21 protein-coding genes and 1 pseudogene are annotated in these 21,892 nt (G+C 38.3%); 16 read left to right on the forward strand and 6 right to left on the reverse strand.

The window, feature by feature from the left end:
• The coding region (locus NEOC95_RS06090) for an ISAs1 family transposase (protein ID WP_213152167.1) at window positions 1-424 on the reverse strand (424 nt) is incomplete at its 3' end.
• 368 nt (window positions 425-792) lie between these two features.
• Complete coding sequence (locus NEOC95_RS06095) at window positions 793-1,653, reverse strand: rhomboid family intramembrane serine protease (RefSeq protein ID WP_213152168.1); 861 nt, start codon at window positions 1,651-1,653, stop codon at window positions 793-795.
• Window positions 1,654-1,963: 310 nt separating this feature from the next.
• Here NEOC95_RS06095 and NEOC95_RS06100 point away from each other — a divergent pair, with 310 nt between their 5' ends.
• The 14 genes and pseudogenes from NEOC95_RS06100 (at window position 1,964) to metG (ending at window position 13,811) form a co-directional block, all read left to right on the forward strand.
• Entirely contained in the window at window positions 1,964-2,302 is a 339-nt protein-coding gene (locus NEOC95_RS06100) for a type B 50S ribosomal protein L31 (RefSeq protein WP_166155325.1), read from the forward strand.
• 80 nt (window positions 2,303-2,382) lie between these two features.
• Complete coding sequence (gene prfA / locus NEOC95_RS06105; RefSeq protein ID WP_349305257.1) at window positions 2,383-3,447, forward strand: peptide chain release factor 1; 1,065 nt, start codon at window positions 2,383-2,385, stop codon at window positions 3,445-3,447.
• A gap of 242 nt (window positions 3,448-3,689) precedes the next feature.
• Window positions 3,690-4,538, forward strand: a complete 849-nt coding sequence (gene prmC, locus NEOC95_RS06110; RefSeq protein WP_213152170.1) for a peptide chain release factor N(5)-glutamine methyltransferase — start codon at window positions 3,690-3,692, stop codon at window positions 4,536-4,538.
• Between the two features lie 41 nt (window positions 4,539-4,579).
• Window positions 4,580-5,908: a signal recognition particle protein gene (gene ffh / locus NEOC95_RS06115; protein WP_213152171.1), complete on the forward strand. Its 1,329-nt coding sequence runs from the start codon at window positions 4,580-4,582 to the stop codon at window positions 5,906-5,908.
• Window positions 5,899-6,231 (forward strand): 30S ribosomal protein S16, encoded by a 333-nt coding sequence (gene rpsP, locus NEOC95_RS06120; RefSeq protein ID WP_166155331.1) that lies wholly within the window; start codon window positions 5,899-5,901, stop codon window positions 6,229-6,231. The genes ffh and rpsP overlap by 10 nt, the downstream gene beginning before the upstream one ends.
• A 12-nt stretch (window positions 6,232-6,243) precedes the next feature.
• Window positions 6,244-6,903: pseudogene (gene trmD / locus NEOC95_RS06125) on the forward strand (tRNA (guanosine(37)-N1)-methyltransferase TrmD); the annotation flags it as partial.
• Between the two features lie 35 nt (window positions 6,904-6,938).
• Window positions 6,939-7,355: a 50S ribosomal protein L19 gene (gene rplS / locus NEOC95_RS06130; RefSeq protein WP_166155335.1), complete on the forward strand. Its 417-nt coding sequence runs from the start codon at window positions 6,939-6,941 to the stop codon at window positions 7,353-7,355.
• Between the two features lie 9 nt (window positions 7,356-7,364).
• Window positions 7,365-8,048 (forward strand): ribonuclease HII, encoded by a 684-nt coding sequence (rnhB, locus tag NEOC95_RS06135; RefSeq protein ID WP_213152172.1) that lies wholly within the window; start codon window positions 7,365-7,367, stop codon window positions 8,046-8,048.
• Between the two features lie 119 nt (window positions 8,049-8,167).
• Window positions 8,168-8,920 carry a hypothetical protein gene (locus NEOC95_RS06140; protein WP_213152173.1) on the forward strand — a complete coding sequence of 251 codons (753 nt, stop codon included), beginning with the start codon at window positions 8,168-8,170 and terminating at the stop codon, window positions 8,918-8,920.
• Window positions 8,921-9,278: 358 nt separating this feature from the next.
• Window positions 9,279-10,154 carry a YicC/YloC family endoribonuclease gene (locus tag NEOC95_RS06145; protein ID WP_213152174.1) on the forward strand — a complete coding sequence of 292 codons (876 nt, stop codon included), beginning with the start codon at window positions 9,279-9,281 and terminating at the stop codon, window positions 10,152-10,154.
• Window positions 10,144-10,725, forward strand: coding sequence for a guanylate kinase (gmk, locus tag NEOC95_RS06150; protein WP_213152175.1), 582 nt, complete (start codon window positions 10,144-10,146; stop codon window positions 10,723-10,725). Before NEOC95_RS06145 ends, gmk begins: the two co-directional genes overlap by 11 nt.
• Window positions 10,726-10,749: 24 nt before the next feature.
• Complete coding sequence (locus NEOC95_RS06155; RefSeq protein ID WP_166155345.1) at window positions 10,750-11,073, forward strand: hypothetical protein; 324 nt, start codon at window positions 10,750-10,752, stop codon at window positions 11,071-11,073.
• A gap of 21 nt (window positions 11,074-11,094) precedes the next feature.
• Window positions 11,095-11,706 carry a hypothetical protein gene (locus tag NEOC95_RS06160; RefSeq protein ID WP_213152176.1) on the forward strand — a complete coding sequence of 204 codons (612 nt, stop codon included), beginning with the start codon at window positions 11,095-11,097 and terminating at the stop codon, window positions 11,704-11,706.
• A gap of 53 nt (window positions 11,707-11,759) precedes the next feature.
• Window positions 11,760-13,811, forward strand: coding sequence for a methionine--tRNA ligase (metG, locus tag NEOC95_RS06165; RefSeq protein WP_213152177.1), 2,052 nt, complete (start codon window positions 11,760-11,762; stop codon window positions 13,809-13,811).
• An 828-nt stretch (window positions 13,812-14,639) separates the two neighbouring features.
• On the opposite strand, the gene rpmB is transcribed toward metG, so the two are convergent.
• Window positions 14,640-14,915, reverse strand: coding sequence for a 50S ribosomal protein L28 (gene rpmB / locus NEOC95_RS06170; RefSeq protein WP_039385022.1), 276 nt, complete (start codon window positions 14,913-14,915; stop codon window positions 14,640-14,642).
• A gap of 113 nt (window positions 14,916-15,028) precedes the next feature.
• Window positions 15,029-15,466, reverse strand: a complete 438-nt coding sequence (locus NEOC95_RS06175) for a hypothetical protein (protein WP_166155351.1) — start codon at window positions 15,464-15,466, stop codon at window positions 15,029-15,031.
• A 171-nt stretch (window positions 15,467-15,637) separates the two neighbouring features.
• Between NEOC95_RS06175 and sthA the strand changes: the two genes are divergently transcribed.
• Both sthA and NEOC95_RS06185 read left to right on the forward strand, forming a co-directional pair.
• Entirely contained in the window at window positions 15,638-17,041 is a 1,404-nt protein-coding gene (sthA, locus tag NEOC95_RS06180) for a Si-specific NAD(P)(+) transhydrogenase (RefSeq protein WP_249270192.1), read from the forward strand.
• Complete coding sequence (locus tag NEOC95_RS06185; protein ID WP_213152178.1) at window positions 17,031-17,552, forward strand: hypothetical protein; 522 nt, start codon at window positions 17,031-17,033, stop codon at window positions 17,550-17,552. Before sthA ends, NEOC95_RS06185 begins: the two co-directional genes overlap by 11 nt.
• A gap of 58 nt (window positions 17,553-17,610) precedes the next feature.
• Here the strand turns inward: NEOC95_RS06185 and NEOC95_RS06190 are convergent, their stop codons facing one another.
• Entirely contained in the window at window positions 17,611-20,217 is a 2,607-nt protein-coding gene (locus NEOC95_RS06190) for an ATP-dependent Clp protease ATP-binding subunit (RefSeq protein WP_213152179.1), read from the reverse strand.
• 628 nt (window positions 20,218-20,845) lie between these two features.
• Window positions 20,846-21,526: a DUF4116 domain-containing protein gene (locus NEOC95_RS06195; RefSeq protein WP_213152180.1), complete on the reverse strand. Its 681-nt coding sequence runs from the start codon at window positions 21,524-21,526 to the stop codon at window positions 20,846-20,848.
• Between the last annotated feature and the right edge of the window lie 366 nt (window positions 21,527-21,892).

The raw sequence follows: 21,892 nt of genomic DNA on the forward strand, positions 1-21,892 counted from the left end.
GTATTAGCTTATTCTCTGCTGCAAAGGCACTAACCATGTGAATTGCTTTTCCTTCACGAGCTGCATCATACGAGCCTCTTAATGTTTTGCCATCTATAGCAATCACTCCTTTAATGGCTCCAGCAATATTTTGGGTCCATTGTACAAAACATCTTTCAAAATTCGAGGCAGATACATAGCGGAAAAATCTTCCTAAAGTATCATGCGATGGCACACCTGCTAAGCAGATTCCATGCTCTTGCAGCCAAGGTAAATTGCAAGATGCCCATAAATGGATGGTTGCCCAATCATCTGCACCGCATAAAACCGCCAAAATGCTAATCGTAACAATATCAAACAAACTATAGATTTGGTTTCTTTGCTTCCTTGGATCTTCCAGGGCCTTAAATACAGCAAAAACACTATTGGGTTTATGCGTATTCATTCATTCCTCCTTTTTAAGGAAAAGAATGATAATTATACCCCTTGCTTTGTCAACTTAAATCTTCATGCAATTTCCCTGTTTAACATTCTCAGGAAAGTTTTGGTCTTTTACGGTGGAAGGATTTTTATTAAAACTATTTCCATATTTGGTAAAAGGAAGATTCCCCCTTACTAGCTTTTTTTTTGTTCACAGGTGCGATCTTCCTCCTATATAAAAGCTATCCCATCTCCTATAAAATATACTTGTTAACAAGCAAAATTTAGTATTCGGAAAGGCTTTATAATTATAAAAAGGCATAACATGTTACTTTGAGATTAAGAGAGCTGGCAAGTTAGAGTGTGCTTTAGGTGCCTAAAATGCAAGCTTTCCTAGTTTTTCTTCATTTTTTCTTCCGAAATTTTACGCATACGGTCTTTTTCTTGCCGTGTTAAAGATTGTTCTCCATAGCGGGAAATTTTGGCTAACATCTCGTCAATAAATGCATCATCTCCTAAGGTAGCTTTTCCTGTTTTGATATCGACAATTTTACTCTTTTGCGGGGTGGAAAAGAAGTAGCGTTGAATTTTAGCGCGAAATTTGTGGCCCCCAACCATAAAAATTTCGTCTATGTTTTGCATGTATAGATAAGGCGTCGGTTGCTGCCAAACAACTGTGCTATAAAGATAGCCGGAAGCTATGCCTACCATATGGTAGAATAGATTCACAAAATCCAGTTCCGATAAAGGAATAAGAAGAGAAAAAGCAACCACAACAGCTAGAAGCCACTTAGCCTGAATAGGGATTAAAAAAAAGAGGAGAAGGGTGGTCTCTCGATGAAGCATGGCCCAGGCTACAAAGATGGCTAATAGAGAGGGGGCTAAGCCTGCAATGATAAACAGCTTATAAGGTAGTAAAAGGTAAACGGTTGCTAAAGCTGCTAGGTTGGCGAGGATGCCGCTAATAAAATAAAGAGCAAGAAAAGATTTATCTCCATAAGATTCAGCAAGTTGGGATCCAAAAAGCCAGAGTATATACATATTAAAAGTAAGATTGATAAGTAAAAATAAATTGATGCCATGCGCATGTTTTTGAATAAAAAGGGAAGTAATAAGTTGCCAATAATAGGAGTTTGTCATACCCCAAGGGGAGAGCCCTAAAAGCTCTTGGGGTCCATATATTTTAAAGAGAGTGGTAAAAAGAGGTTCTAATGCCGCACTGCATATAGTCACTATAGCTGTCAGGCAAATCAAGATTTTAAGGCTTTTAGGAACCTTGTCGTAGTTTGAGAGAAAAGAAGAATGATAAGACATAATAAAAAATGGGGTTTTAAAGTTTGCAAATACGAATGTTTAGACATCTTAGAGCTAAGAAGCAAAAATTTCAATCAATTGCCCCTAATTAAGCACAAAATCTCTTTTGCATCCCAAAGATTTTCTACTCTGACGATAAAAGTGTTGAGCGAGCAGCAAAGAAAAGGCTTGTTTTTTTATTGAATACATTTTATCATTTTTTCGTAACTTAAGAAAATTAAATTTGCTAACCTTTTTGGAGTTAATTCTGATGAAGAAAGATATTCATCCTAAATATCAAAAAATCTTGTTCGTTGATTCTTCGACAGGACATAAATTCGTATGTGGATCTACTTTACAGCCAAAACAAATGGATAAATTTGAAGGCGCTGAGTATCCTGTTTATCATTTATCAACCTCCTCGGCTTCCCATCCTTTCTTTACGGGTAGCAAGGCTTTAGTTGACTCTGAAGGTCGTGTAGATAAATTTAAAAAACGTTATGCTGCTGCGGCTCAAAACAAGGCGACTCATGAAGAGTCTGAAGGAAAATTAGAAGAGCAGCCTAAAGAAAAAGAAGTAAAAAAAGAGTCCAAAAAGAAAAGGAAATAATTCTTTAAATTCTAGCCTACAAAGCTTTCTTCCACAATCATGTCAGAGGAGAGCTTTGTAAGCTTATCTCCCTCATCATGATTGAAAAAAAAGTCCAACAACTCCTCCTCCGTTTAGCTGAAGTTGAAGCCACATTAGGTCACTCTGAGATCTTTAATGATCAGAAAAAATATAAAGAACTGACACAAGAGCATTCTTACCTAGCTGAGATCAAAGTTACCTGGGATGCTCTTAAAAAAGCTGAACAAGAACTTTCCGATAATAAAGAACTTCTAAAAATAGAGAGCGATCCTGAATTTTCTAATGTTTTGCAGGAAGAAATCCGTCTAATTGAAAGCAAGCTTCCTGAGTTGCAAAAACATTTGGAAACACTGCTTGTACCTCCTGATCCTAATGATAATCGTCCTACCATCCTAGAGTTGCGAGCCGGCACAGGAGGGGATGAGGCTGCTTTATTTGTGGGAGACTGCGTTCGTATGTATAAAATGTATGCTGACAGTAAACAATGGAATTATGAACTATTATCTTGCACCCCTTCTGATATGGGTGGTTATAAGGAATACGTCATGGTTCTATCAGGTCCAAACGTCTATCGAAATTTGCGCTACGAAGGAGGAACTCATCGTGTTCAGCGGGTGCCTGCTACTGAAGCGCAGGGGAGAGTTCATACTTCTGCTATCACTGTAGCTGTGCTTTTAGAACCTGACGAAGACTCAGATGTACAAGTTGATGAAAAAGATTTACGCGTGGATACCTATAGATCTTCGGGAGCAGGAGGGCAGCATGTGAATACCACGGATAGTGCAGTACGGCTAACTCATTTGCCCACGGGTCTTGTCGTTTACTGTCAGGAAGAACGCAGCCAGCATAAAAATAAAGAAAAAGCATTGCGTTTACTTAAAGCTAAAATTACTGAGATAGAGCAACAGAAAAAAGCTCAAGAGTTAGCTTCTAACCGCGCCGCTCAAGTGGGTAGCGGGGATCGCTCAGAACGTATTCGTACCTATAATTTTTCGCAAAATCGCTTAACGGATCATCGAATCAACCTTACCAAATACAATTTGGATAAAATTATGGAAGGGGATATGGAAGATATAACTTCCGCCTTAGTATCTCACTATTATAAGGAAATGTTTGGAACTTGAAAAAGCTTAATCCCTACATTCATATTTTTGCTGGCTCTTTAATTATTACTCTTAAGTAAACAAGCTTTTTCTCATGCATGCTAAACTTAAAATTAAGCAAATAAGGAAGGTTAAGATTAACAGGCAGAAAAGATGCTAAAAATCTTTAAGCTTTCATGCCGAGGGTGCAATGCGTCTTTTTATCTCTAATTGGCATTTTTTTTAAAGCTCTGCCCTTAAATACTATACATAAAGAGTGAAGGTTGAATACCGTTCAAGACATATTAAATCTATCAACTGGTTATTTAGCGCAAAAAGGAATCAAAAATCCTAAACTTCAAGCTGAATATTTGTTATGTGATGCTTTACACCTCTCTCGTATACAGCTTTACCAGCAGTTTGATCGTCCTTTAGAAGAGCAGGAATTAAAAATTTGTCGAGACCGTCTGGCTCGCAGGGCTAAGGGAGAACCTCTTGGCTACATCCATGGAAAAATGGATTTTTATGGGTGCCAAATATCTGTTAACAAAGATGTCCTTATTCCTCGGCAAGAAACAGAAATTCTCGTTGATAAAATTGTTAAACAGCTCGAACAGGTTGATGTTTGCGGTCTGCATTTATGGGATGTATGTTGTGGATCTGGATGTATAGGAATTTCATTAAAGAGAAGGTTTCCTCTTTTAGAAGTTACTTTGTCTGATATTTCTCATCAAGCACTTGAGCTTGCTAAAAAAAATGCGAAAGAAAATCAGGTGGAAGTGCATTTTTTACAAGGCGACTTATTAAAACCTTTTGAGGGCAAAAAGGTAGATTATCTAATATGTAATCCCCCATATATTGCTGAGCATGAGTTTGCAGGGTTAGACCCTGAAGTGCGGGATTTTGAACCCCGCCTAGCTTTGATTTCAGGACCTACCGGTTTAGAGATGTATCAGCGTTTAAGCGAGGAAATGAAGGCTTGTCTTGCTCCTCTAGCAAAAGTGTGGCTCGAAATAGGAAGTAGCCAAGGGCCCTCTCTATGCAAACTATTTAGTCAATCTGGATGGAGAAATTATAGAGTTGATAAAGATTGGGCTGGTTTAGATCGATTCTTTTTCCTTGAAAATGAATAAGTTTTCAAGTATTGTCTCCACTGAAATTTTTAAGGATTTTCATGCTTGGTGCTCTAACTGAAAAAATGCGTGGTTTGGTTTCAAAACTGGCTGGTGCAAAAAAACTTACCGCAGAAAACATTTCTGACGCTGTTAGTGAAGTGCGTTTAGCCTTGCTTGAAGCTGATGTCAACTATGGAGTGGCTAAAACCCTTATTAAAAGGGTTAAAGAGAAAGCTTTAGGTGATGAGGTTATCAAAGCGGTTACTCCAGGTCAGCAGTTTATTAAAATTGTTCATGAAGAACTTGTTTCTTTGATGGGCGGGGGAGAAGCTGAGCTAAAGCTAGAAGGAAAACCCTCTGTTATTATGCTATGTGGGCTTCAGGGAGCAGGTAAAACGACACATTCGGCTAAATTAGCACGCTATTTAAAGAAAAAAGGACTATGTAAAAAACCTTTATTAGCAGCTTGTGATTTACAAAGACCTGCAGCTATTGAGCAATTATTGACGTTGGGGCAGCAAATTGAAATCCCTGTCTTTAGCCTTCCTGCGGAAAAAGATCCTATAAAGGTGGCTCGACATGCATTAGAAAAAGCTAAAAAGGAAGACTTTGATGTTTTGATTGTAGATACAGCAGGGCGACTCCATATCGATGAAGAACTTATGCTGCAATTAGAAGAAATCAAAAAAGTTTTGCAGCCTTCAGAAATTATATTTGTTGCCAATGCAACGACGGGACAAGATGCTGTTAACAGTGCCGCAGAATTTAACAAACGTATGGCTATAACGGGTTCAATATTGACCATGTTGGATGGAAATGCTCGCGGAGGGGCAGCCATATCGATACGAGAAGTGACAGGCGCTCCTTTAAAATTTGAAGGGATAGGCGAAAAAGTTGATGATCTTCAAGTTTTTAATCCATCGTCTATGGCTCATCGTATTCTAGGTATGGGCGATACCATTAATTTGGTCAAGAAAGCTCAAGAGCATATTAGTGAAGAAGAAGCCAAAAACTTAGAACAAAAAATACGTTCAGCTACCTTTACTTATGAAGATTATCTTAAGCAAATTCAAGCGGTAAAAAAAATGGGTTCTCTTAAGAGCCTTTTAGGCATGTTGCCCGGCATGAGTGCGCTTAAATCTTTAGAAATTGATGAAAAAGAGTTTTTTAAAATAGAGGCTATTATATTATCTATGACTCCCCAGGAAAGAGCTGAAAGTGAAGAGCTTTCCGTCTCCAGGCGTAAAAGAATAGCGAAAGGGAGTGGGACAGGGATGGAAGATATCAATAAGCTAGTTAAATCATTTAAACAAGCAAAGCAGTTCTTTAAGAATATGCCTAATATGAAAAATTTAGAAAAAATGATGGGAGGATCCCTATGGCGTTAAAAATTAGATTGCGACAGCAAGGCCGTCACAATCGTCCATTCTACCGTTTGGTGGTGGCTGATTGCCGCTCACCACGTGATGGAAAATATGTTGAAGCAATCGGTTGGTACAATCCGTTTGCTACACAGGTAGAGCAAGAATTTTCTTTAGATGCAGAACGTGCACAACATTGGCTCAGCCAAGGTGCTGTCTTGACCGATTCTGCAGAAGCTTTAATCAAAAAAAGCGCCCCTAGCCTTGTACGTGGTTTGGTGGATAAGAAACTAGCATTACGAGCAAAATATGCTGCTAAACGTAAGGCTCGTAAAAAAGTGAGCGCTTAGAAAATTACGCCAATGCTGATTGATATCTTATCGCTATTTCCCAACTATTTTAAAGGGCCGTTTGATGAAAGTATTATCATGCAGGCCAGGAAAAAGGGCCTTTTAGATATCAATCTCATTGATATACGTACTTTTGCAGACAATCGCTATCACAAAGTTGATGACAGACCTTATGGGGGTGGGCCTGGAATGGTCATGATGCCCCAACCTGTCCTCAGCGCCATACGGAGCGTTAAAAAGCCTGGCGCTAAAGTGATCTATATGTCGCCCCAAGGGCCTCTCCTCAAGGCTGGTAAATGTCGAGAATTAGCTCAACAAAATCATCTTATTCTGTTATGTGGGCATTATGAAGGAATTGATGAGCGTATTCTAGATGAGGTAGATGAAGAGATTAGCATTGGAGACTATGTATTAACGAATGGGTGTTTAAGTGCCATAGTTCTTGTTGATGCACTCGTTAGGTTTGTACCCGGTGTGCTGGGGCATGAAAGTGCGGCCGCCGAAGATTCGTTTGAGAATGGATTATTAGAGTGTCCCCATTACACTCGGCCAGAGAGCTATGAAGGTAAAGCAGTCCCCGAAATTCTATTAAGTGGGGACCATAAAAAGATCGCCGAATGGCGTCGTAAAAAATCGTTAGAAAAAACTCAACGTGTACGACCCGATTTATGGCAAAAGTTAAATATAAATCTTGAGGAGTAGAAAAAATGAGAAAACATGCTTTGGTCGAAATGATCCAAAACGAACAACTTAAAAAAGATATTCCCAATTTTAGAATTGGCGATACTATCCGTGTGCATACTCGTATTATTGAAGGTCAGAAAGAGCGTATTCAGGTGTTTACAGGCACAGTGATTGCCCGTAAAGGTGCAGGGCTTTCCGAAACATTCTCTTTACATCGGGTGGCTTATGGAGAAGGTATGGAGCGTCTATTTCCTTTACATAGCCCACGCATAGCAAAAATCGAAGTCGTAAAAGAAGGTCAAGTGCGCCGTGCTAAATTGTACTACCTTAGAGGAACTTCGGGAAAAGCTTCTAAAGTTAAAGGTCGCGTAGGTTTTAATCGCAAAAGCACTGCAGTTGAAAAAGAGCCAGTAGCTGCAAATGTTGCTAGCGAAAGCTAAAATGGCTAAATGTCAGAGTTAAAGAAGATTGGCAAGCGTGAAACTAAGCGCTTGCTTAGCCTTACTGTATTTGAAGAAGAAGCCAGGCAACAAGGCTATCAGGTTATTGCAGGTATCGATGAAGCCGGGCGAGGCCCTTTAGCAGGACCTGTAGTTGCAGCAGCTTGCATCATTCCTGTAGGCCTTTTAATTCCTGAAGTTAACGACAGCAAGCAATTATCCAGCGATAAACGTACGGAATTGTATAATATACTTACCCGCCATGACGCTATTCATTATGGGATAGGGGTCATTGATTCTCCTACTATTGATAAAATCAATATTTATCAGGCCACTATAGCGGCAATGCTTAAGGCAGTTGCGCAGTTAAGCTTAGAGCCTCATTTTTTGCTTGTAGATGGTTTAAAGCTTCCGCATCCTAGTATTCCTACTCAAAAGATCATTAAAGGGGATACTAAATCGCAATCTATTGCAGCTGCTTCTATTATTGCGAAAGTAACTCGCGATCGTCTGATGATCGAATATCATCAAAAATGGCCTCTTTATGGTTTTGATCAACATAAAGGGTATGGGACGGCCAAGCATTTAGAAGCACTTAATTTGCATGGAGTATGCCCGATCCATCGCCAAAGTTTTGGGCCAGTTAGAGATCAACTTGGCATAAAAAATGCTCAATTCTCCTTAACTTTCTAATTAATTTTTCCCTAGGTAACTGAGTTTCATTACAATCTTAATATAATATTTATAAATTAGTTGTGTTTGAAAGTTAATATATGTATATGATAATTTAAGGTTAAAATTAAGGTATAGGTATGAAAATAAACACGCAAGACTTGTTTAATGACATTAACGCTCTTCGTTTATATGAAGTGGCAGAGAGTGTATCACGTGAAAATGGAAAAAAAAGCTATACGATCAAAAGAGTGAAGCTAAATCAGCACGATAGTATAGAAAGAATAGAGGCTTTAATCACTAAGCTTAATGAGGGTAAGATTTGGCTTAAAGTCGGCAAACGTCGCGAAGGTACAGTAAAATATGCGGGTAAAGGATTGAAACCTAGCGAAATTGCAAGCATTATCCTAAAGAAGCAAGACAAAACCGATAAGACACAGATAGAAATCTCCATTGATATCACCAAAGAGAATTTAGAAGATCAAGTAGAAGAGATGTCGCACCAAGATATTTCCTTATTAGAAAGGATAGCTAAAAGCCTTCAAGCAACCTTTAAGCTTGACATTCAGAAAAAAGTGAATAGCCAAGCTCGTATCATTAATCATCAGGTAGCTAGCTCTCCTGTTAAATCAAAGCATGCATTAGCCGCTAAAGTAACTATGCCTGAAGAGAAAAAAGTTACCTATCGCTCTCGCTCTCAAGAATCTAAGAAAGAGAAAAAAATAGAAGAAGAAAAAGCTATTGAAAAACAACGCGTTCAAAAGCGTAAAGCGCTAACATTGGCTAAAGAGTTAGATGAAAAATCTGATAAGCGCCGCCTTAGAGCTATTAAATCCACGGAAAAGCAAAAAGAGGCTCTGAAAGCTATGCCTTCCCCAAGAAAGGCTTCATAAAGCTTAGTCCTAGAAATCAGGAATCTCCTTAATATATTCTTTAAATTTTTAAGCGGCGAGCAGCCGCTTATACTCTCATATTTTCTACTCTACTTTTTGATAGTGCCTGCCTGCTTCCTTTAAGCGGGAAGGCAGCAATAAGCATGCTAATCACTGATAACCAAAGGTTATTTCAATCCTTATCTTATAAAATGCTTGGAAAGCTATAAAGCAGCAAGCAAGCTGCCCTTAAAGCAAGGCAGAGTGAAGGCAATCTTCCAAATTTCTACATGCCAGAGATTAAGCTATATTTTTATGCAAATTTTTGATAAAATGCGCCCTTATTAATAAATTTAAGCTTTTTTAAATGTTAAGAAGTATGACGGCTTATGGCCGGGGTGCTATAGAGACAGCACTAGGAAGATTCACCGCGGAAATTCAATCGGTTAATCGTAAACATCTGGAAATAAATGTATTACTCCCAAAAGAGTTAATGCGTTTTGATGCTGAAATAAAAAAATGGATTTCTGCCCAAATAGGAAGAGGGCAGATAACTGTTAAGTTTTCGGTAGTATTTAATCAGACGACTCCTTTAAATGTAGTAGCCAATCTCCCTCTAGCCCTAAAGATTCAAAAGGCTGCCGAGGATTTAGCTTTCACTTTAAAGCTTCCTGTAACGCATGAGCTAACATTGAAAATGCTGGCTGAGCAACCTGGCATCCTGCTATTTGACGAGCAGATGGAGGATGAAGAGCTTTATCGAGAAGCTCTAAGTACAGCTTTTGAAAAAGCTATGCAAAGCTTTGTGGAAATGAAGCTACACGGAGGCCGCCCTATATTTATTGACATTTCTCAATGCTTAAAGACTTTACATCAAGATATTGAGCAAATTGCCTACTATGCGCCTCAGGCGACTAAGCGTTATCGAGAGAAACTAGCCGAGCGTTTAAAAGAATTTTCCATAGGACCAAGAGAAGATGAAGAGCGGCTTTTACGGGAGATAGGAATTTATGCAGAAAAAATTGACATCAGTGAAGAAATTACTCTTTTTCAAGCTCATCTTAAGCAATTTAATGATGTCTTATCTTCGCAAAAAGAAGCTGTAGCTAAGAAGCTGGAGTTCATTCTTCAAGAGCTGAATAGGGAGATCAATACGATTGGGGCAAAATCTTCTGAGTTAGAAGTCTCACGGCGGGTCGTAGAAATCAAAAGCCTATTGGAAAGAATCCGTGAGATTATTCAAAATGTCGAGTAGCACACAACAAAAAGGGCGAATATTTATTATTAGCGCCCCTACAGGCACAGGTAAAACAACTTTAGTTAAAAGACTGGTTCAAGAATTATCAAATGTAAAACCCAGTATTTCTTACACGACAAGAAAGCCTCGTGCTGGAGAGACAGATGGGGTAGACTATAATTTTATTGATAAAAATGATTTTGAATTTAAGATTAAAGCAGGGGAGTTTTTAGAGTACGTAGAGCTTTATGGCTTCTATTATGGAACCTCACGTGTTTGGATTGAAGAACAGCAGCAAAAAGGTTATCATATTGTCCTGGTTATCGATACACAAGGCGGGCTTAAACTAAAAGATAGAATTCAAGGAACTTTTATTTTCTTAGCACCACCTTCCCTAGAAGAGCTAAGGAGGCGCTTGCTAGCGCGTCAAACAGAATCTCTCAGCGTGATCGAAGAGCGTTTATCGTGTGTAAGCCGAGAAATAGAGCAAGGAAAAAAATATGACTACAAGATTGTTAATGAGCAATTGGATGTAGCTTACGAAGCTTTAAAAAGTATAATTGTAGCTGAAATGCATCGCATACATTAAATTTACAGAAAGGGAAGTTTATAAATGATACAAAAAAATATCACCAATGAAGCCTTAAAAAAGAAATTTAAAAATCAGTTTGAGATGGTAGGCTATGCCATTTCTTTAGCTGAAAATATGATTTTAACGGGGCGAGATCCACGCGTGAAATCAGACACGCAAAATAGAGCCTTGCAGATCTTAGAAGAAATCGTAGCGGGTAAAGATCACCTTGAGCCTGTCGTTCTTGAAAATAAAAGGCAGGAGGAGAAAGACGCTACTCGGCATTATTTTGGAGAAAATGATGGAGGAAGCTCTTCCAAAGGATCTTCAGAAAGAAAGAGAGCTCGTAAAATTCTCGCCGATTAAGCGGTAAGATGAGGAAAGAAAATGCTGGAGACATATCCTACGGCTGATTATGCTTATACTGTTTATTTATGTGTAGCTATTTTATTTACTCTTATATTTGCTGCAATAACTGGTGTAATTGGATATAAAGTAATTAATCAATCCCCCAGCCGAAGTCCTTATGGGAAGATGCCTTTAAGACATGCTTCAGATCTGTCTTACGAGAGCAAAGAGAAAGTTTTACGTTTTCTTTTTGAAATGCATCAATATGATAATCGCATGTTTAACCTAGAAAAAGCGGCTTTATGTAGAGAAACTAGGCGTATTTTTTCTAATGCTATCTCCTGGTATGGAGCAATTAAAGTGGACTGGAGCTTTCTTAATAAGCGTTATCCAGGCCATTATGTATCCTGGGGAAGCTTATCTATTTATCAACAAGAAGTTATTCGCTCAGATCACTCTTCATTAGAGGGCTTTCAAACTGAATATTCTAGTCCCGAGCCTGCGCCTAGTAAGGCGGAAAAGTTTTATACCCAAGCTGTTCCCGGACCTTTATATGTGGATATGGAAAAGAAAATATTGTTAGGGTGGAAAATCGTTCCTCTAACTAATTTAGAAGTGTTAGTGGTTCAAAAACCCAAGAGTACTTTCTAAATAGATCTATCCTTAGCTTGGAAAATTAACTAAATAGGAAATATTAGAATCTCATGCAAAAAAAAATACTCATCACTTCTGCTCTCCCTTATGCTAATGGGCCGCTCCATTTTGGACACATTGCGGGTGCTTATCTACCCGGGGATGTCTATGCGCGCTTTCAACGCCTGATGCAAAATGATGTTTTGTATGTGTGTGGTTCAGATGAATATGGGATTGCTATCACGATCGGTGCTGAAAAAGCAGGCCGGTCTCCTAAAGAACATGTAGATATTTATCACACGATTAATCGAGAATTTTTCAAAAAATTAAATATATCTTTTGATAATTACTCAAGGACTACATGGGAAGGCCATCAGCCCTTAGTTCAACAATATTTTTTAGATCTGCAGGCCAATGGCTATATTGAAGAAAGAGTTACTGACCAGCTATATTCGGAAGTCGATAAGCGATTTTTAGCCGATCGATATGTCGTGGGAACTTGCCCTAAATGCGGATTTGCGCAGGCACGAGGTGACGAATGCCCTAAATGCGGTGCTAGCTACGAAGCCACCGATCTTATTAATCCTCGTTCTCAGCTATCAGAGGCACCTTTAGTCCTTCGCCCTACCAAGCACTGGTTTTTACTCCTTGATAAGTTTAAAGACAAGCTTTTGAAATGGATGGCAACCAAACAGTGGAAGCCCAATGTTGTGAATTTTATTAAAAGCTATATAGAGGATTTACGGCCGCGTGCTATTACCCGTGATATGAGCTGGGGGGTTCCTCTTCCTTTACCTGAAGCAGAGCAAAAGGCTTTATATGTTTGGTTTGATGCTCCTATTGGATATATATCGGCAAGCGTTGAATGGGCTCAAAAAGAAGGCGATCCCGACTTATGGAAATCTTATTGGTGTGACCCTAATACTAAGCTAGTTCATTTTCTAGGAAAAGATAATATCCCTTTTCATGCCGCTATATTTCCCGCCATGACCATGGGACAAAATCAACCTTTTAAACTAGTCGATGAACTTCCAGCCAATGAATTTTTAAACTTAGAGGGAAGGCAGTTTAGTAAATCTGATGGATGGTTTATTGATTTGGAAGAATTTTTTCATCATTATACGACAGATCAAATTCGTTATACTTTAGCTGCTAATGCTCCTGAAACATCAGATGCGGAATTTACTTGGAAAGATTTCCAGTCGCGCTGCAATACGGACTTGCTAGGCAAGTATGGAAATTTAGTCAACCGTGTTTTAGTCTTTGCTAAAAATCATTGTGGTGGACAGATGCCTGCTGTGCAGGCTTTAGAGTCGATTGATGAAGAATTTTTACTTAATATAAGTAAGCTTGCCAATGAAGTCGCTTGTTGCTATGAGACCTTCAAAGTTCGCCGGGTTAGTCAATTAATTATGGAATTAGCCCAGCTAGGAAATGTTTATTTTGATGCTAAAAAACCTTGGAAGGAAGCAAAAAACCCTGATAGCAAGCATGCAGTAGCTACCACTATCGCCTGTTGTTTAGAGTGTTTAAAATGCTTAGCGCTTATTTCTTCTCCTCTCATTCCTGAGTCAGCCGATAAAGTGTGGAAGCTTCTAGGCTATGCTTCTCAATTAGAGAAGGGTAACTGGGTTCAAATTTTAAATACATCTATTCCCGCTCATCAGCAACTTCAGACGCCAGAGATACTATTTAAAAAAGTAGAGGATGAACAGATTGAAAAGGAGCTCAATCAGCTTCGGGCGCTAGCTGAGCAAGCAAAGAAAGATCATTCTTCTCAGATGGTTTACGCTCCTTTAAAGGAGATGATAGAGATTGAAGCGCTGCAGAAGCTAGACTTACGCGTAGGTGTAATCAAAGATGCAAAGAGCCTGCCTAAAAGTAAAAAATTATTGTTGCTAGAAGTAGATCTTGGCTTTGAGACTCGTAGGATAGTCTCAGGGATCAGCCAACAATATCAACCGCAAGCATTAATAGGGAAGAAGGTTATTGTAGTGGCTAATTTAAAGCCTGCCACTTTAATGGGAACTGTTAGCCAAGGAATGCTTTTAGCAGCCTCTGATGACAAAAAACTAGAACTTCTTTCTATTCAAGATATTTCCCCGGGTGCAGTTGTTAGCTAGGCTCTCCTTTTAATTTTAAAAGTGAATGATTAGCTAGCTTTAGATAAATCAAGCATGGTATCCTTTTGAAAAGGTTTTTTTTAGGTAAACATATACTTATACGCTTTGAAAAAACTTAGTCTGCTTAAAGAAACCACGTCTGCATAGCTAACAAAAATTAATCTTTTTCCAAGCCGGCTCTCTACGTAAAAACCAAGCTTCCTATTAAGTATATGATTATATGCTTTAAAAAAACTTAGTCTGTATACCCAACCTTCTGAAAGATGCCTCTCTGCTTAAGAAAAGGGACTTTATAAAGTGCGTGATTGCATAAAGAGTAGATGAAAAGCGTATTACATAAACAGCTGCTCAAAAGCGTATAAAAAGCCTACTTTCAAGAAGACAGCTAGCTTTTAAGAGCTAATTTTTTTAGACCATAACTTGCGAGTTTATTTAAAAAGGATTCTTCTAACCGCATGGCTAAGGAGAAACTTAGTTTTTTTCGCTTTTTTAAAAAATCAAAAACTTTTATTTTTTACCTAATTGGTGGGCTCTACATATAAAAGAAAGCCATTATACTTAAAAAATAGCACGATAAACTTCTCATATGTAGCTTGTAAAAGTCGTGCGGGTAGCTTTGCTTGCTTTTAAGCCAAAGCTAGCTATTAAACATGAGTAAGAGTGATAAAAGGGGATAAACCTTTTGCTTTGGATTTAAAACAATGGATGAACCAGTGCCTAATCAATCTATAAAGAAGATGTTGGAAGGAGAATAGAGGGACATATAAATATTAAAAAATTACAAGGAGTGTAAGCCTGTAGAATAACTTTAACTTACACTCGTTTTTTTTAAACGGTATGGCCTTGAGCTCTTAAGCGGCGTATAATAGTGCTTACACCCACCTTATCAATAGTTCTTAAAGCTTGCGTAGATAAGCGTAAAGTCACAAAGCGTTTTTCATCGCCGAACCAAATACGTTTAGAGACAAGATTGGGCTGGAAACGTCGCTTAGTTTTACCAGTAACCTTAAGACCAATCCCTTTTTTCTTTTTAGCAATCCCTCTGATTGTGTACTTATAACCACGAGCGGGTTTTTTTCCTGTAACAGTACAGATTTTTGACATAACTGTAACTCCGATGAAGCGTAATTATTTGAAAAGGGGATATTAGCATTTATACGGGTTATAAGCAAGGAAAAATATAATAAAGGAGGCCCTAGAACATGCAATTAGAAATTTCAGTCGATGGGAAGCCACTTTTCTTGAATATTAAAGCGCTTATCGCCCTGCTTTTTTCTTTCTTTTTCTATCATTTCTTCATTGTTCACTTCTTTTATAGTTTGAGCAAATGCTCTTTTGTAGGCCTCAATTTTGTCCAGCAACTTTAATACGTTTCCCCATTCTTCTGCATTAAGCTTCAAAGGATGTTCTAACATTTTTTTTATATGGGAAAGATTAGTGCCTAGTTTTAAATAGATACGTTCATCATTTTTATGAAGGCGTTTAAGTTCAGAGATCATATAGATAGCAGTTTTTCTTTTATTGATGCGGGTTTCATCTATCACTCTTTTCTCGTTAATATCCTTGGAGGTAGAGTCGATAATTTTTTTAATATTTAATTTGTCAAGTCCTTGTATTAAGGATTCTTCCACTTTAGTAAAATTAGTTTTAGGCATAAGGCTACTCTTTTTTGTTATGGCTTGCTTACTTTATCTTATCATTAAAATTTATATTTGACAAACTTACATTCTTGTAATATATCTCACCTAGATAAAGTCTAATCATTACAAGGCATATCTCATTATCCTACCAACCTATTAAACAATGCGAGTTTTTGAATGGAAGAAATGACGGTCGATTTAGTGGTCATCGGCGCAGGCCCAGCAGGACAAAAAGCAGCAATTCAAGGGGCCAAATTAGGTAAAAAAGTAATTGTAATTGATAAATTACCCGAACCGGGAGGAAATTGCCTGTATTCAGGTACCATTCCTTCTAAATCTCTTAGGGAAGCAATTATTGATTTAACCCGCTTTTATGAAAGGGGATTTAATAGCGGGGAATTTGCTTTACAAGAGGTTTCTATTCCTCAATTGAACCAACGGCTCCATAAAGTGATTGAAGAAGAAAGAAGCACTGTTTATCGACAATTAAGAAAAAATGGCATTCGCCTGATTAATGGAACAGCCCGTTTTGAAAATCCTCACATGTTGATTGTAATGGATGAGGATTATCGCTTACTTCATCAAATTAACACTGAGTTTGTGGTTATCGCGACTGGCTCCAAGCCACGAAATCCTAATAATATACCTTTCGATAATGATGTAATTTTTGATTCAACACGTCTTTTAGGGATAGAAAAGATTCCTTCCAGCCTTATTGTATTGGGAGGAGGAATTATTGGCTCAGAATATGCAAGCTTTTTCGCTGCTTTAGGAACCGAAGTTACAGTCATTGATAAAAAGGACCATATCTTACCTTCTTTAGATCCCGAAATTGGCATTATTTTGCAAACTTCCTTGAAGGATTTGGGATTACGTTTTCTAGGCAATAAAGAGGCTGCTCAAATTGCCCGTATTAATAATAAAGCTTATGTAAAATGCAAGGATGGTACAGAGATATCGGCGGATGCGCTACTTTTTGCCCTAGGACGGAGCGCCTATGTGGATGGCTTACATATTGAAAATGCCGGCTTAAGCGTTAATAACAAAGGGTATATTCCTGTCAATGCGCTATTTCAGACCGAACGGCCTAATATTTATGCCGTAGGAGATGTGATTGGTGGGCCTTGCTTAGCTTCGACTAGTATGGAGCAAGGACGCTTAGCAGCACGCCACGCTTTTGGTGTCCATCATCGTTTATTTCCTAATCTTTATCCTATCGGTATTTATACTATACCTGAAATTTCCAGTTGCGGCTATAATGAAGATGAGCTGCGAGAGATGGGCTTTCGCTATGAAGTAGGAAGAGCTTATTATTATGAGATCGCCCGCAGCCATATTGTAGGAAGTAATACCGGAATGTTTAAAATTCTTTTTCATGCCGAAACACTAGAAATCTTAGGCGTCCATATCATTGGACGAAGTGCTACAGAAGTTATCCACATTGGTCAAGTGGCCATGAGTTTTAATGCAAAAATAGATTATTTTATTGATCAGGTCTTTAACTATCCTACTTATGCGGAAGGCTATCGTATTGCTGCTCTCAATGGATTTAATAAAATTAGTTATAAAAAGTATGTCGATGTCAAATAATAAAGAGAAATCAGATATAAGAGCAGAAGCTAGGAATAGCGAGCTCTCAAAAGATGGCAGTGAGGGAAAGGTTACCGAATATGTCTTTTTGGATATAAATTCTTCATCAGCGGAGGAAGCTGAAAAAGTTAGTTTCGACCCAAGTCAAAATCCGGGGGAGATATTTGAATCTGTTCAATCTCTGTCCCAAGGAAACTATCCGTCTTATCTAAGAATGGTGGCTTTTTTAGCCACCTTAGTGATGGCATTGGGCTCCATTTTAGCTTTAATAATAACATTGTGCCTAGGGACAATTTCTTTGATATTGTTACGTCAATTTGTGGGGGTGAATAAACAAACTTCTTTGGCCTGGAGATGTTTTAAGAAAATGCTAATTTTTACGCTAGGCTGTTTTGTTTGCATTTTTCATCTCAGTTACGGAATAGGGCTGATATTAATGTATTTTCTCCTTACGGGTGAAGCAGTTAATAGCCGCTGGATGCGAGAATTCGCCAAGTACAGAGAACCTTAAGGTATTGGTATTGATAGGCAAAAGAGTAAAAGCCAGACATTGACCTTTACTCTTTTTCTTAAGATTTAGGACCTTCTTTTATTCTAAACCCAATCTGGTCTTTTTCCGTATATAATTCAATAGAACTTTTCGAAGGAATCTTACCCTCAAGGATAGCTTTAGAAAGATTATTGATCACTTCAGTTTGAATATAGCGTTTTAAAGGCCGTGCGCCAAATAAAGGATCATAACCTTCGCGTGAAAGATGGCTTAAAATTTCTGGGGTCCATTCTAAGTTAACCTCGCGATCTTTTAAACGTTTAGCTAGATGTTTAAGTTGAAGAGCGACAATTTTTTCCATGTCTTTTTCTTGCAAAGGTAGAAAGGGAAGGATATCATCTAAGCGGTTAATAAATTCTGGTCGAAAATAAGTTTTTATTACAGGCTGTAAAAGAGATAAAATTTGCTCTTTAGATAAGCCCGTTTGATTTTTTTCAAGCTTTTCTAATAGCAAATCCGAGCCAATGTTAGAAGTCATAATAAAAATAGCATTTTTACAGTTTATTGTTCTTCCTTTGCTATCTGTAATGCGGCCTTCATCAAATATTTGCAAAAGAAGGTTAAAGACATCAGAATGGGCTTTTTCAATCTCATCAAATAAAACCACCGCGTAAGGACGCCTTCGTATAGCTTCTGTTAATTGCCCTCCTTCCTCATAACCTATATATCCAGGAGGGGAGCCTATCATTCTAGCTATGCTATGCTTCTCCATATATTCTGACATATCCAAGCGAATAATCGCGTCTTCTTGATCAAAAAGTTGTTCGGCAAGCGCTTTAGCTAATTCCGTTTTTCCTACTCCTGTAGGACCGAGGAAGAGAAATGTACCTACAGGACGTCCTGGATCACTTAAGCCTGAGCGAGAACGCCGGATAGCTTCGCTGACGGCAGTGACGGCAAGTTCTTGACCTACGACACGCTTGGCTAGCACTTCTTCTAATTTAAGAAGCTTTTCAGCTTCTCCTTCTAACATTTTGCTGACAGGAATCCCAGTCCATTTTGAGACAATATGGGCGATTAAGTTCTCATCTACCTCTTCTTGTAGTAAGCGAGCCACTTTTTCATTAAGCTTACTTTGAATAGCAGCAATTTCTGCCTCCACCTTAGGGAGCGTGCTATAACGTATTTCAGCCACTTTATTATAATCAGCTTTGCGTTCTAATTCTTCGGCATAGAATCGCAACTGCTCAAGCTCATTTTTTTTCTTTTGTACTTCTTCGATAAGTTTCTTCTCTTGATTCCATTGATTTCTTAAAACAGCTAGCTCTTCTTTGATTTGAGCAATTCTAGCCTCAAGCTTATCAGCTTCCTCTTTAGAGGAGGGGCTGTTTTCACGTCGCAAAGCTTCTTGTTCTACAATTAGACTACTTAGCTCCCGTTCTTTACGATCGATAGGTAGAGGCCGGCTTCCAATTTGCATGCGAATCATACTAGCAGCTTCATCGATCAAATCGATCGCTTTATCAGGTAGGCGTCTATCAGTAATGTAACGATAGGATAAGAATACTGCAGCATGAATAGCTGATTCAGTGATACGTACGCCATGAAAGATTTCAAAACGTTCACGCAGGCCTCTTAATATAGCTATAGAGTCTTCTAAAGTAGGCTCTTGAACCATGACAGGCTGAAAGCGGCGCTCCAAAGCGGCATCTTTTTCAATATACTTTTGATATTCGTTAAGAGTCGTAGCTCCAATGCAATGGAGAGTACCACGTGCCAGAGCTGGTTTCAATAGGTTAGCAGCATCCATGGACCCTTCGGTAGCACCTGCTCCCACCAGAGTGTGAACTTCATCAATGAATAAGATGATGCGCCCTTCACTATTTTCAATATCAGTTAAGATACCTTTTAAACGTTCTTCAAATTCACCCCGATACTTGGTACCTGCAATTAAACTACCCATATCGAGGGCTAACAATTGCTTATTCTTAAGGGATTCCGGCACATCTTGGGAAATAATTCTTTGAGCTAGTCCTTCGGCTATAGCTGTTTTTCCAACCCCCGGGTCCCCAATCAGCATGGGATTGTTTTTAGTGCGGCGGCTTAAGACTTGCATAGTACGTCGGATTTCTTCATCACGGCCAATGACAGGATCTAATTTGCCTTGACTAGCAAGCTGAGTGAGATTTTTACAATATTTTTCTAAGGTTTGTAAACTTGCTTCTGCGTTAGGCGAATCCATATGTCTCGCTCCTCGAATTTTTTTAATTTGTTCCTCAACATTTTTTAAGGGAATGCCTGTAGCTTGTTTCCAAGAGTTAAAAGGTTCTCCAGCATTTCTCCAGTAAGAAAGTAAAAAATGATCACTGCTAGTATAAGTATCATTCATTTGCTTGGCTATACTCTGAGCATCAGCAATGCGCATCTGTAAGGTACGGGCGGTTTGCGGAGGCTGAGGGGAGCCTGCATAGGTAGGCTGTTGCTCGATAGCACGCTGCACTTCTTCTATTAATAGCTGTGGCTTTGTATTAAGAGTCGTAAGAATAGAAGTGAAATAGCCTTGCGGATCATCTAAAAAAGCTTTAAGTAGATTATTTTCAGTAACTTCTGCATGGTTATGTTGCTGAGCAATTTTGAAGGCTTCTTCTAAGGCTTTTATGACGGCTTCTGTGAAATTTTGTGCCATTTCAACTCTCCGCTTATAAGATAGGAAGTATCAATTTACGGATAACATAAGCATTTGTCAATATGAAAAATATTTGCGTTTAAGAGTTGCTTCTCTTGATTGGCTATTTTTTTTAGCCCCTTTACATGAAAAGCGCGGGAAGGTTGTATTTATCCCTTATAATAGTTTCTTTAGCCTGTTTCAAACGCGCAAAAAGCTTACGAGAAATTATCTCTTAAGTAAGAAAAAAAATCATCTCCATCGCTCTCTTAAATAAACATCTAAAGGTACCTTTTCCATCTTGTAGAAATTAAAAATGGTATGTTTAATTACACGCCCTCGCTTTTCTTTACGTAAGTCGCAATAAAGAGAAAAACTTTAAATCTAGTGGATTAAAGTTTTTTCTTGAGTAATCAACAAGATAGACTTTTTCGATAAAAGGAAGAGACAAGATTTTTTTATTCTATAAATAGGTTGAATGTTAATAGCCAATAAACTTTTAACCTAAGGATGTTTCTTTCCTTTTGACCTGATTCAAATGCCTAAACTCATGGCATGCTTGCAATAAAGTTTTTCTTCTTCTAGTTATTAAAGGGGTTTTTTAGAAAGAGAGTTTGTACTCAAGCAATGCCTCTAGCTTTTTGTAAGTTTATTGGGTTGTAACTAGAGCAATAATTATCGGATCATTTTGAAGCTCTTGGCTAGCATACTGAACGGCTGAAGCATTTTGCTGAACAGCGATAAGCACTACCTCTCTATCATTCTGAAGTTCTGGGCTAGCGTAATCTAGCGCCAGGCCATTTTGTCGTACAGCAGCAAGAACGAATTCTTTATGATTGCGAAACGTAGGAGTATACTTAAGGACCAAACCATCTTTCTGGACAAGTTCGAGACACGCCTGATAATATACTTTCTCAAACGGGGTTGCTTCGTTAGCATACCCAAGATCCGAATCGTCTTGCTTTTCAGTGGCAAGATCTATTTTAATATCGTTTTTAAACGGTTGATGGGTAAAGGTAGAAGTGCCATCATTATAATTGATTGGCTCTACCCCCGTGTTTTTATTGTAATTTTTTCTATGAGCAAAATCATAAATTCCAATTATTATATTTCCTAAGGCAGGGAGCAACAAGATTATACAGCGCGCAAAGCTTTTTTGACTAAGATGATTATAGTAGGAGCCTTTAGGCATACAGCCTTTTTGCTTGATAGGTAAAATAACAGCTTTTTGAAAGATATAGACTAAATTAGTTACAGTACTAACAAAAGGCAAGTAGTCGCTCTTATTAACGATAAATCGGCAGCTGTTAGATAAAAAATTTGTTCGCATGGCAACCCTTTGCTTATCAATTTTTGTGGATTACATTTTAAAAATAATCCTATTTGAAATCAATGAAGCAGCTTAAGATATAAGCAGTTTAACTTACAGGAAAATTGGATAAAGATTTTATTAAGCATTTTTTATCCTATAATTCTTATCTCAGTGCGTTGCTCTTTTATCCTTTATCCTACTTTTGCCTCGGTATTTACTTTGAATAGATGGATCGTACGTTTTTTTTAAATAAATAATTTATCGGCTCTTCGAGGGTGCGCCGCAGGCGCGCAAAGAAGTTCAATATGAACTAAAACTTTGTGCTTAAGCTGTACAAATGATGGAGAAGGCCCTCCGAAGTCGGTTTTCAGGAACGGGATTTAC

The sequence above is a fragment of the Neochlamydia sp. AcF95 genome (genome assembly GCF_018342455.1).
In the GTDB taxonomy this organism is placed as follows: Bacteria; Chlamydiota; Chlamydiia; order Chlamydiales; family Parachlamydiaceae; genus Neochlamydia.

What these genes read in the sequence shown, in the direction of transcription:
- rnhB (WP_213152172.1), top strand. Translation starts at nt 7,365, where the DNA reads ATGTCAGAGTTAAAGAAGATTGGCAAGCGTGAAACTAAGCGCTTGCTT.
- gmk (WP_213152175.1), top strand. Translation starts at nt 10,144, where the DNA reads ATGTCGAGTAGCACACAACAAAAAGGGCGAATATTTATTATTAGCGCC.
- NEOC95_RS06160 (WP_213152176.1), top strand. Translation starts at nt 11,095, where the DNA reads ATGCTGGAGACATATCCTACGGCTGATTATGCTTATACTGTTTATTTA.
- metG (WP_213152177.1), top strand. Translation starts at nt 11,760, where the DNA reads ATGCAAAAAAAAATACTCATCACTTCTGCTCTCCCTTATGCTAATGGG.
- ffh (WP_213152171.1), top strand. Translation starts at nt 4,580, where the DNA reads ATGCTTGGTGCTCTAACTGAAAAAATGCGTGGTTTGGTTTCAAAACTG.
- NEOC95_RS06145 (WP_213152174.1), top strand. Translation starts at nt 9,279, where the DNA reads ATGACGGCTTATGGCCGGGGTGCTATAGAGACAGCACTAGGAAGATTC.
- NEOC95_RS06195 (WP_213152180.1), bottom strand. Translation starts at nt 21,526, where the DNA reads ATGCGAACAAATTTTTTATCTAACAGCTGCCGATTTATCGTTAATAAG.
- NEOC95_RS06155 (WP_166155345.1), top strand. Translation starts at nt 10,750, where the DNA reads ATGATACAAAAAAATATCACCAATGAAGCCTTAAAAAAGAAATTTAAA.
- NEOC95_RS06185 (WP_213152178.1), top strand. Translation starts at nt 17,031, where the DNA reads ATGTCAAATAATAAAGAGAAATCAGATATAAGAGCAGAAGCTAGGAAT.
- NEOC95_RS06100 (WP_166155325.1), top strand. Translation starts at nt 1,964, where the DNA reads ATGAAGAAAGATATTCATCCTAAATATCAAAAAATCTTGTTCGTTGAT.
- rplS (WP_166155335.1), top strand. Translation starts at nt 6,939, where the DNA reads ATGAGAAAACATGCTTTGGTCGAAATGATCCAAAACGAACAACTTAAA.
- NEOC95_RS06190 (WP_213152179.1), bottom strand. Translation starts at nt 20,217, where the DNA reads ATGGCACAAAATTTCACAGAAGCCGTCATAAAAGCCTTAGAAGAAGCC.
- NEOC95_RS06140 (WP_213152173.1), top strand. Translation starts at nt 8,168, where the DNA reads ATGAAAATAAACACGCAAGACTTGTTTAATGACATTAACGCTCTTCGT.
- sthA (WP_249270192.1), top strand. Translation starts at nt 15,638, where the DNA reads ATGACGGTCGATTTAGTGGTCATCGGCGCAGGCCCAGCAGGACAAAAA.
- NEOC95_RS06175 (WP_166155351.1), bottom strand. Translation starts at nt 15,466, where the DNA reads ATGCCTAAAACTAATTTTACTAAAGTGGAAGAATCCTTAATACAAGGA.
- rpmB (WP_039385022.1), bottom strand. Translation starts at nt 14,915, where the DNA reads ATGTCAAAAATCTGTACTGTTACAGGAAAAAAACCCGCTCGTGGTTAT.
- rpsP (WP_166155331.1), top strand. Translation starts at nt 5,899, where the DNA reads ATGGCGTTAAAAATTAGATTGCGACAGCAAGGCCGTCACAATCGTCCA.